9 protein-coding genes are annotated in these 9,596 nt (G+C 67.9%); all 9 read left to right on the top strand.

The genetic code is table 11. From position 1 onward, the window contains the following. Positions 1-6 precede the first annotated feature (6 nt). The 9 genes from serC to OX89_RS00530 all read left to right on the top strand — a co-directional run bounded on the left by serC (position 7) and on the right by OX89_RS00530 (position 9,517). Positions 7-1,116 (top strand): 3-phosphoserine/phosphohydroxythreonine transaminase, encoded by a 1,110-nt coding sequence (gene serC / locus OX89_RS00490; protein WP_047349178.1) that lies wholly within the window; start codon positions 7-9, stop codon positions 1,114-1,116. A gap of 116 nt (positions 1,117-1,232) precedes the next feature. Continuing rightward, complete coding sequence (gene pheA, locus OX89_RS00495; protein ID WP_011805666.1) at positions 1,233-2,348, top strand: prephenate dehydratase; 1,116 nt, start codon at positions 1,233-1,235, stop codon at positions 2,346-2,348. Between the two features lie 9 nt (positions 2,349-2,357). Beyond that, complete coding sequence (locus tag OX89_RS00500; RefSeq protein WP_011805667.1) at positions 2,358-3,242, top strand: prephenate dehydrogenase/arogenate dehydrogenase family protein; 885 nt, start codon at positions 2,358-2,360, stop codon at positions 3,240-3,242. Continuing rightward, a complete protein-coding gene (locus tag OX89_RS00505; protein ID WP_047349157.1) occupies positions 3,242-5,263 on the top strand; it encodes a bifunctional 3-phosphoshikimate 1-carboxyvinyltransferase/cytidylate kinase in 2,022 nt (673 codons plus the stop codon). The genes OX89_RS00500 and OX89_RS00505 overlap by 1 nt, the downstream gene beginning before the upstream one ends. Positions 5,264-5,418: 155 nt before the next feature. Continuing rightward, the gene (gene rpsA, locus OX89_RS00510; RefSeq protein WP_084001959.1) at positions 5,419-7,122 is read left to right on the top strand and encodes a 30S ribosomal protein S1; all 1,704 of its coding nucleotides are present in this window, start codon (positions 5,419-5,421) and stop codon (positions 7,120-7,122) included. Between the two features lie 121 nt (positions 7,123-7,243). Further along, the gene (locus tag OX89_RS00515) at positions 7,244-7,555 is read left to right on the top strand and encodes an integration host factor subunit beta (protein ID WP_011805670.1); all 312 of its coding nucleotides are present in this window, start codon (positions 7,244-7,246) and stop codon (positions 7,553-7,555) included. 129 nt (positions 7,556-7,684) lie between these two features. After that, positions 7,685-8,017: a lipopolysaccharide assembly LapA domain-containing protein gene (locus tag OX89_RS00520; protein WP_011805671.1), complete on the top strand. Its 333-nt coding sequence runs from the start codon at positions 7,685-7,687 to the stop codon at positions 8,015-8,017. Continuing rightward, a complete protein-coding gene (gene lapB / locus OX89_RS00525) occupies positions 8,007-9,164 on the top strand; it encodes a lipopolysaccharide assembly protein LapB (protein ID WP_047349159.1) in 1,158 nt (385 codons plus the stop codon). Before OX89_RS00520 ends, lapB begins: the two co-directional genes overlap by 11 nt. 8 nt (positions 9,165-9,172) lie before the next feature. Continuing rightward, positions 9,173-9,517 (top strand): helix-hairpin-helix domain-containing protein, encoded by a 345-nt coding sequence (locus OX89_RS00530; RefSeq protein WP_047349179.1) that lies wholly within the window; start codon positions 9,173-9,175, stop codon positions 9,515-9,517. Positions 9,518-9,596 lie beyond the last annotated feature (79 nt).

Here is a 9,596-nt window from a genome sequence, read left to right on the forward strand (position 1 = left end):
ATGACCATGAATCGCCCTTACAACTTCTCGGCCGGTCCGGCCGCCATCCCTGAGGAAGTGCTGCAGCAGGCCGCCGCCGAGATGCTGGACTGGCACGGCAGCGGCATGGGCGTGATGGAGATGAGTCACCGCGGCAAGGAGTTCATCGCGATCTACGAGCAGGCCGAAGCCGACCTGCGTGAGCTGCTGGCGGTGCCACCAGAGTTCAAGATCCTGTTCATGCAGGGCGGTGGCTTGGCGGAGAACGCCATCGTGCCGCTGAACCTTTCGCGCGCAGCCACCGTGGACTTCGTGGTCACCGGCAGCTGGAGCCAGAAGTCGCGCAAGGAGGCAGCCAAATACGCCGCCGAGGTGCGCACCGCGGCCTCCGGCGAAGAGAGCCACTTCACCACCCTGCCCGACCCGGCCGGCTGGCAGCTGAGCCGCGGCGCCAGCTACGTGCACATCTGCAGCAACGAGACCATCCACGGCGTGGAATTCCAGGAGCTGCCCGACCTGCGCGCCCTGGGCAGCGATGCGCCACTGGTGATCGATTTCTCCTCTCACGTGGCGTCGCGCCCCGTCGACTGGAGCCGCGTGGGCCTGGCCTTTGGCGGCGCGCAGAAGAATCTGGGCCCGGCAGGCCTGACGCTGGTGGTGGTGCGCGAGGACCTGCTGGGCCACGCCCTGCCCGCCTGCCCCAGCGCCTTCGATTACAAGATCGTGGCCGAGAACCACTCGATGTTCAACACGCCCCCCACCTGGGGCATCTACATGGCGGGCCTCACCTTCCAGTGGCTCAAGCGCCAGCGCGAGGGCGCGGCCAGCGGCGTGGCCGCGATGGAGCAGCGCAACATCGCCAAGGCGCGGCTGCTGTACGACTTCATCGACCAGTCGCAGTTCTACGTGAACAAGGTGGCGGCCAACTGCCGCTCGCGCATGAACATCCCCTTCTTCCTGCGCGATGAGTCGCGCAACGACGCCTTCCTGGCCGGCGCCAAGGAGCGCGGCCTGCTGCAGCTCAAGGGCCACAAGTCCGTGGGCGGCATGCGCGCCAGCATCTACAACGCCATGCCTCTGGCGGGCGTGCAGGCGCTGGTGGACTATCTGCAGGACTTCGAACGCACCGCTGCCTGAAGCCACGGCACGGCCCTTTCATAAAAATGTGAGCTGCGCGCGCTTGATGTATCTGGGTTTGAGATAGTTTCTCCACTCAAACACAGAACAGACAAGCGCGGGCAGCTATCAAATCCATGGCAGACAACGCTTCAAGCCCCACACCCCAGGCCAGCCCCGCGCTGGCCGATCTGCGCGTGCAGATCGATTCGCTGGACCACCAGCTGCTGCAGCTTCTCAACCAGCGCGCCCGCGTGGCCGAGCAGGTGGGCGAGCTGAAGAAGCGCGAGGGCACGCCCTACTTCCGCCCCGACCGCGTCGCCCAGGTGATCGAGAAGATCACCAACGCCAACCCCGGCCCGCTCAAGGGCGCACACGTGTCCGCCATCTGGCGCGAGATCATGTCGGCCTGCCTGGCGCTGGAATCGCCCCAGCGCGTGGCCGTGCTGGGCCCCGAGGGCACGTTCTGCGAGCAGGCAGCCATCGAGTACTTCGGCGGCGCGGCCGACCTGATGTACTGCAACAGCTTCGACGAGGTGTTCCACGCCACGGCCGCGGGCAGCGCGCAGTACGGCGTGGTGGGCGTGGAGAATTCCAACGAGGGCGTGGTCACGCGCTCGCTGGACATGTTCCTGCACACCCCCTGCCATGTGGTCGGCGAGGTCAGCCTGCTGGTGCGCCACAACCTGCTGCGCTCCACCAACAGCGCCGAGCACATCGAGGCCGTGTTGGCCCATCCCCAGGCGCTGGCACAGTGCCAGGGCTGGCTGTCCAAGCACCTGCCCCACGCCGAGCGCCGGCCCGTGTCCAGCAATGCCGAAGGCGCACGCCTGGCCGCCACCAACCCGGCGTGGGCCGGCATCTCCAGCGAGCGCGCCGCGCAGCAGTTCGGCCTGCATGTGGTGGCCCACGCCATCCAGGACGACGCCTACAACCGCACGCGCTTTGCCGTGATCTGCCTGCCGCACACGCTGGCCACGCCCGCGCCCACGGGGCGGGACTGCACCAGCCTCATCATCTCGGTGCCCAACCGTCCCGGCGCCGTACACGACCTGCTGGTGCCCTTGAAGAAGCACGGCGTGTCCATGACGCGCTTTGAATCCCGCCCCGCGCGCACAGGACAGTGGGAGTACTACTTCTACATCGACATCGAAGGCCACCCCGCCCAGCCCAACGTGGCCGCCGCGCTGGCCGAGCTGCAGCAGCTGTGCGCCTTCTACAAGGTGCTGGGCACCTACCCCGTTCCGGCGTGAGGGGGCAGCATGTTTGAACAACTGGGACTGATCGGCTGCGGCCTCATGGGCGGCTCCTTCGCCCTGGCATTGAAGAAGGCGGGACTGGTCAAGCGCGTCGTGGGCTACAGCAAGTCGCCCTCCACCACCGATCGGGCGCGCCAGCTCGGCGTGATTGACGTTGAGGCGCCCTCCGCGCTGCTGGCCGCCGCGGGTGCCGACATCGTGCTGCTGGCCGTTCCCGTGGCCGCGACCGAATCCACCCTGAAGGCCATCAAGCACTTGGTCACGCCGCAGATGCTGCTCATGGACGTGGGCTCCACCAAGGCCGACGTGGTGCAGGCCGCGCGCCGCGCGCTGCGTGACCAGATCGGCTCGTTCGTGCCGGCGCACCCGATCACGGGGCGCGAGGTGTCGGGCGTGGAACATGCCGACGTCGACCTGTACACCGGCCGCCAGGTGATCCTGACCCCCACCGAGCGCACCCTCACCGCCCAGCTGCACCGCGCGGAGGAAGTGTGGCGCGCCCTGGGCTGCCACGTGAGCAGCATGTCCCCCGAGGCGCACGACGCCAGCTTCGCGGCCGTGAGCCATCTGCCGCACATGCTCGCGTTCGCCATGATCTCGGGCATCACCGCGCAGCCCAACGCGGACGAACTGCTCGCACTGGCCGGACCCGGCTTTCGCGACTTCACCCGCATCGCCGCCAGCGACCCCAAGATGTGGCGCGACATCCTGCGCGCCAACCGCGACGAGGTGCTGGCCCAGTCGCGCGTGTTCAAGCAGGCACTGCAGACGCTGGAGGAGGCCATGCAGGCCGACAACGACCAGGCGCTGGAAGACCTCATCACGCTCGCCAGTCACACCCGCGCGCACTGGCGCATGGGCGCGCCCCGCAAGCACAAGGACCACTGATGTTCTCCACCGCGTTCCTCGACCTGCCTCCCCTGGCCAGCGTGCAGGGCAGCGTGCAGCTGCCGGGCTCCAAGAGCATCTCCAACCGCGTGCTGCTGCTGGCCGCGTTGAGCCAGGGCACGACCGAGGTGCGCGACCTGCTGGCCTCCGACGACACGCGCGTGATGCTGGATGCGCTGCGCCAGCTCGGCTGCACGGTCGACGAAGCCGGAGGCGGCACCGTGCGCATCACGGGTTTGGGATCGTCCACGCCGCCCTCGCCCACGCAGCTCTTCATGGGCAACGCCGGCACGGCCATGCGCCCGCTCACTGCGGCACTCGCGCTGCTGGGCGGCGAGTACGAACTGTCGGGCGTGCCGCGCATGCACGAGCGTCCCATTGGCGACCTGGTGGACGCCCTGCGCCAGCTCGGCTGCCGCATCGACTACCTGGGCAACGAAGGCTTTCCGCCGCTGCGCATCGCCCACGCGGGCGGCCTGCCGCCGCTGCAGCTGCAGGCGCCGATCCGCGTGCGCGGCGACGTGTCCAGCCAGTTCCTCACCGCGCTGCTGATGGCGCTGCCGCTGGTGGCCCGGCAGCAGGACGTGGTGATCGAAGTCGTGGGCGAGCTGATCTCCAAGCCCTACATCCACATCACGCTGGAGCTGCTGGCGCGCTTTGGCATCGCCGTGCGGCACAAGCAGTGGCAGCGCTTCACCATTCCCGCGGGCAGCCGCTACCAGTCGCCGGGGCTGATCCATGTGGAGGCGGATGCATCATCTGCTAGCTATTTCATAGCTGCTGGCGCAATCGCTGCGGGCGCTAGCGGCCAAAAAGGCATCAAGATCCTGGGCGTCGGACTGGACTCGATCCAGGGCGACATCCGCTTCGTCGAGGCGGCGCAGGCCATGGGCGCACGCGTCACCGGCGGCCCCAACTGGCTGGAGGTGGCCCGCGACACCTGGCCGCTCAAGGCGATCGACCTGGACTGCAACCACATCCCCGATGCAGCGATGACCCTCGCCGTCATGGCGCTGTATGCGCGGGGCACGACCGTGCTGCGCAACATCGCAAGCTGGCGCGTCAAGGAAACCGACCGCATTGCCGCCATGACCTGCGAGCTGCGCAAGCTGGGCGCCACGGTGGAGGAAGGCGCGGACTACCTGCGCGTCACGCCACCCGCCCAGTCCGGCGACTGGCGCGCCGCCAGCATCCACACCTACGACGACCACCGCGTGGCCATGTGCTTTTCGCTGGCGGCCTTCAACCCGGCCGGGCTGCCCGTGCGCATCGAAGACCCCAAGTGCGTCGCCAAGACCTTCCCGGATTACTTCGAGGCCCTGTTCCAGGTGGCGCAGACCGACGCGGACCGCATCCCCGTGATCTGCATCGACGGCCCGACGGCCTCGGGCAAGGGCACAGTGGCCGCTGCCGTGGCGCGTGCGCTGGGCTACCACTTCCTGGATTCAGGGGCGCTGTACCGCGTCACCGCCCTCGCGGCGACCCGTGCGGGCCTGGAGATCAGCCCCGACAACGAGCCGCGCATCGCCGAACTGGCGCGGCAACTGCCCGTGCGCTTCGCGGGCGACCGCATCTGGCTGGGCGAGGAAGACGTTACCGACGCCATCCGCACCGAGCAGGCCGGCATGAACGCCTCGCGCGTGTCGGCGCTGCCGGCCGTGCGCGGCGCCCTGGTCGCGCTGCAGCATGGCTTTCGCCGCCTGCCGGGCCTGGTGGCCGACGGGCGCGACATGGGCACGGTGATCTTCCCGCAAGCACCGCTCAAGGTCTTCCTCACGGCCAGCGCCGCCTGCCGGGCCGAGCGCCGCTATAAGCAGTTGATTTCCAAGGGAATTTCGGCTAATATCGCCGACCTTCGCGCAGACTTGGAAGCGCGGGACGCGCGGGACGCAAACCGCAGTGCCTCGCCCCTGAAGCCCGCGCAGGACGCCCTGGTACTGGACAACTCCGAGCACACGATCGACGAGGCCGTGATGCAGGTGATTGACTGGTGGCAGGCTCGCCAGCCGTTCGGCGCGTAAGCGCTGACGGCCGGTACATGGCCCACACGGCTCCCGCCGCGCCCTGACTGCGCACTGGCCGTGTGGTTCTTACAACCTCAACCCCGCGGTGTGATGCCGCACAACCTCCGCAAGCAGTCTTAGAAACGAAGGCAATGGTGCCGTCGGAAACCTGCATGCGGGCAAGGAACTACATGTCTGAATCTTTTGCCGCCCTTTTTGAAGAGTCGTTGACACGCACCGAAATGCGTCCCGGCGAAGTCATCACCGCTGAAGTCGTGCGCGTGGAGCACAACTTCGTCGTGGTGAACGCTGGCCTGAAGTCGGAAGCCTATGTGCCGATCGACGAATTCAAGAACGACCAGGGCGAGATCGAAGTCCAAGTGGGCGACTTCGTGTCCGTGGCCATCGGCTCCATCGAAAACGGCTACGGCGACACCATCCTGTCGCGCGACACCGCCAAGCGTCTGGCCTCCTGGCTGTCGCTGGAGAAGGCGCTGGAATCCGGCGAATTCGTGACCGGCACGACCTCCGGCAAGGTCAAGGGCGGCCTGACGGTGCTGGTCAACGGCATCCGCGCCTTCCTGCCCGGTTCGCTGATCGACACCCGTCCCGTCAAGGACCTGACTCCGTACGAAAACAAGACCCTGGAGTTCAAGGTCATCAAGCTGGACCGCAAGCGCAACAACGTGGTGCTGAGCCGCCGCGCCGTGGTGGAAGCCTCCATGGGCGAAGAGCGCGCCAAGCTGATGGAAACGCTGAAGGAAGGCGCCATCGTCAACGGCGTGGTCAAGAACATCACCGAATACGGTGCGTTCGTGGACCTGGGCGGCATCGACGGCCTGCTGCACATCACCGACATGGCATGGCGCCGCGTGCGCCACCCCTCCGAGGTGGTCACCGCCGGCCAGGAGATCACGGCCAAGATCCTCAAGTTCGACACCGAGAAGAACCGCGTCTCGCTGGGCCTCAAGCAAATGGGCGACGACCCGTGGCTGGGCGTATCGCGCCGCTACCCCTCGGGCACGCGCCTGTTCGGCAAGGTCACGAACATCGCCGACTACGGTGCGTTCGTCGAGCTGGAGCCCGGCATCGAAGGCTTGGTGCACGTCTCTGAAATGGACTGGACCAACAAGAACGTGGCGCCCAACAAGCTGGTGTCGCTGGGCGACGAGGTCGAGGTCATGGTGCTGGAGATCGACGAGGACAAGCGCCGCATCAGCCTGGGCATGAAGCAGTGCAAGGCCAACCCCTGGCAAGAATTCGCGCAGGACACCAAGCGCGGCGACCGCGTCAAGGGCCCGATCAAGTCGATCACCGACTTCGGCGTGTTCGTGGGCCTGGCTGCCGGCATCGACGGCCTGGTGCACCTGTCCGACCTGTCCTGGAACGAGCCCGGCGAATCCGCCGTGCGCAACTACAAGAAGGGCCAGGAAGTCGAGGCGATCGTGCTGGCCGTGGACGTGGACCGCGAGCGTATCTCCCTGGGCATCAAGCAGCTCGACGGCGACCCGTTCACCACCTTCGTGACGGTGAACGACAAGGGCCAGACGGTGACCGGCAAGGTCAAGACCGTGGACGCCCGTGGCGCCGAGATCGATCTGGGCGAAGACATCGTGGGCTACCTGCGCGCTTCGGAAATCTCCCGCGACCGCGTGGAAGATGCCCGCAACGTGCTGAAGGAAGGCGACGAGGTCACGGCCGTGGTGGTGAACGTGGATCGCAAGACCCGCAACATCCAGCTGTCCATCAAGCAAAAGGACATGGTTGACCAGCAGGAAGCCATGGCGCACCTGTCGGCCCAGTCCGCGAAGGAAAACGCCGGTACCACCAGCCTGGGCGCCCTGCTGCGCGCCAAGCTGGACAACTCCGACAAGTAATCCGTCGCGGCCTGCCCTGCAGGCGCCGGTGTGCCTCCACCTGCGGGTGGCGGCACACCACACACAGCGGGCGCTCTGGTAGCGCCCGCTGTCACATCAACCTCTGCCCGAATGCCGTCCCATGACCCGATCTGACCTCGTCGAAGAACTGGCTGCCCGCTTTGGGCAGCTCACCCAGCGCGACGCCGAATACGCCGTCAAGACCATTCTGGACGCCGTGAGCGATGCACTGGTGCGCGGGCACCGCATCGAGATCCGCGGCTTTGGCAGCTTCTCGGTCAACCGCCGCCCCCCGCGCATGGGCCGCAATCCGCGCAGCGGCGAGGCGGTGCATATCCCCGAAAAGCGCGTTCCCCACTTCAAGCCCGGCAAGGCACTGCGCGAAACCGTGGACCAGCGCACCGCTGAACTGCAGGGCGTACAGGCGCAATAAAACCATAGCTGTTCACGCTTGCTGGGCAGGCGCTAGAGCCGTTTTTGGCTTGAGGCCAACGGATGGCCTGCCGCCCACCGCTCAGGCCGCTACGCTGCCCGTAGAATCTCGCCACCACTGGGGAGATGCATGAAATACCTCCTGTGGCTGCTCAAGGCAGCCATTTTTTTTACCCTGTTCGCGTTCGCGCTGAACAACCAGCAGGACGCCACGGTGTACTTTTTCTTCGGCACGCAGTGGACGGCACCGGCCGTGCTGATCGTGCTGACGGCCTTCGCGCTTGGCGTGGCCGTAGGCGTGCTGGGCATGGTGCCGCGCTGGTGGCGCCACCGCAGCGCCGCGCGCCGCGCGCACCAGGCCTTGCCGCACCCCGCCGCGCCCGCCCCCGCGTCCTCTGCCGCATCTCCGGCGGCGGCCGACCCCGCCCTGCCGCAGCCGCAGCCGCCCGTCCATGGAATTTGACCTGAGCTGGATCTTCCTGGGGCTGCCGCTGGCCTTCGGGCTGGGGTGGTTCGCCTCGCGTTTCGACCTGCGGCAGATGCGCGAGGAGAACCGCCGCGCACCCAAGGCTTACTTCAAGGGCCTGAACTACCTTCTCAACGAGCAGCAAGACCAGGCCATCGACGCCTTCATCGAGGCGGTGCAAAACGACCCCGACACCACCGAACTGCACTTCGCCCTGGGCAACCTGTTTCGCCGCCGCGGCGAGTACAACCGCGCCGTGCGGGTGCACGAGCACCTGCTGTCGCGCGGCGACCTGAGCCGCGCCGACCGCGAGCGCGCGCAGCATGCGCTGGCGCTGGACTTCCTCAAGGCAGGCCTGCTCGACCGCGCGGAAGACGCACTGCGCCGCCTGGAGGGCAGCGCCTTCGAGGGCCAGGCACGCATGGCCCTGCTGGCCATCTACGAGCGTTCGCGCGACTGGCCACAGGCGTCGGACATTGCACGGCGCATGCACGATGCGCAGCAGGGCGACTTCAGCACCCGGCTGGCGCACTACCTGTGCGAGCAGGCGCTGGCGCTGGCGGCCCATGGCGAACTGCACGCCGCCCAGGCGCTGCTGGAGCAGGCCCTGGCCACGGCGCCCCAGGCGCCGCGCGCGCGCATCGAGCTGGCGCGGCTGCAGCAGCGCCAGGGCCAGCCCGAAGCGGCCTTCGACACCCTGCAAGCGCTCGCCCAGGCTGCACCCGCCGCGCTGCCGCTGGCCGCACCGCTGCTGGTGGAGACCGCCACCGCCACGGGACAAGCGCCGCAGGCCCAGGCGCTGCTGCAGCACCACTACGGGGACATGCCATCCCTGGATCTGCTGGAAGCCGTGGTGGCGCTGGAGGCTGCCAACGCGGACACTGCGGCCGTCGGGCGCGAATGGTACGTGCGCCACCTGGAGCGCGAGCCCTCCCTGGTCGCCGCGACGAAGTGGCTGGCAGGCGAGACGCTGACCCATGAGCAGTTCCACCCGCAAATCCAGCGCGCGCTGGAGCAAGCGGCAAAGCCGCTCACGCGCTACCGCTGCGCAGCCTGCGGGTTCGAGGCACGCCAGCACTTCTGGCAATGCCCGGGCTGCCAGACCTGGGACAGTTATCCGGCACGGCGCGTCGAGGAGCTGTAGCCGTGCGCATGCCCCCGGCCCTGCGGCTTGCGAGCGTAGCGCTCGTGCTGCTGCATGCTGCCGTCGCGCTGGCCGGCGTGGACGTGAACCACGCACGCGAAGCGGACCTGGATGGCGTCAGGGGCATCGGGCCGGCGATGTCGTCGCGCATCCTGGCAGAGCGGGCACGCGGGCCCTTCCAGGACTGGAGCGACCTGATCGCACGCGTGAAGGGCATCGGCCCCGCGGCCGCCGCCCGGCTGTCGGCGCAGGGGCTCACCGTCAATGGCGCCGCCTATCCAACCGTAGCAACGCCCGCGGGCGCGCCTGCAGCCTCCGACGCGGGGGCCGGCGACAGCCCCTCCTCACGCTGACACACACTGGTAGCCGCGCGCCATAACGCGCTGGACGGCAGCGTATTCGCCGCCACTTGCTCGGGTTTTCATAGCACGC

It is taken from the genome of Diaphorobacter sp. J5-51 (genome assembly GCF_001023515.1).
GTDB classification, from domain to species: domain Bacteria; phylum Pseudomonadota; class Gammaproteobacteria; order Burkholderiales; family Burkholderiaceae_C; genus Diaphorobacter; species Diaphorobacter nitroreducens.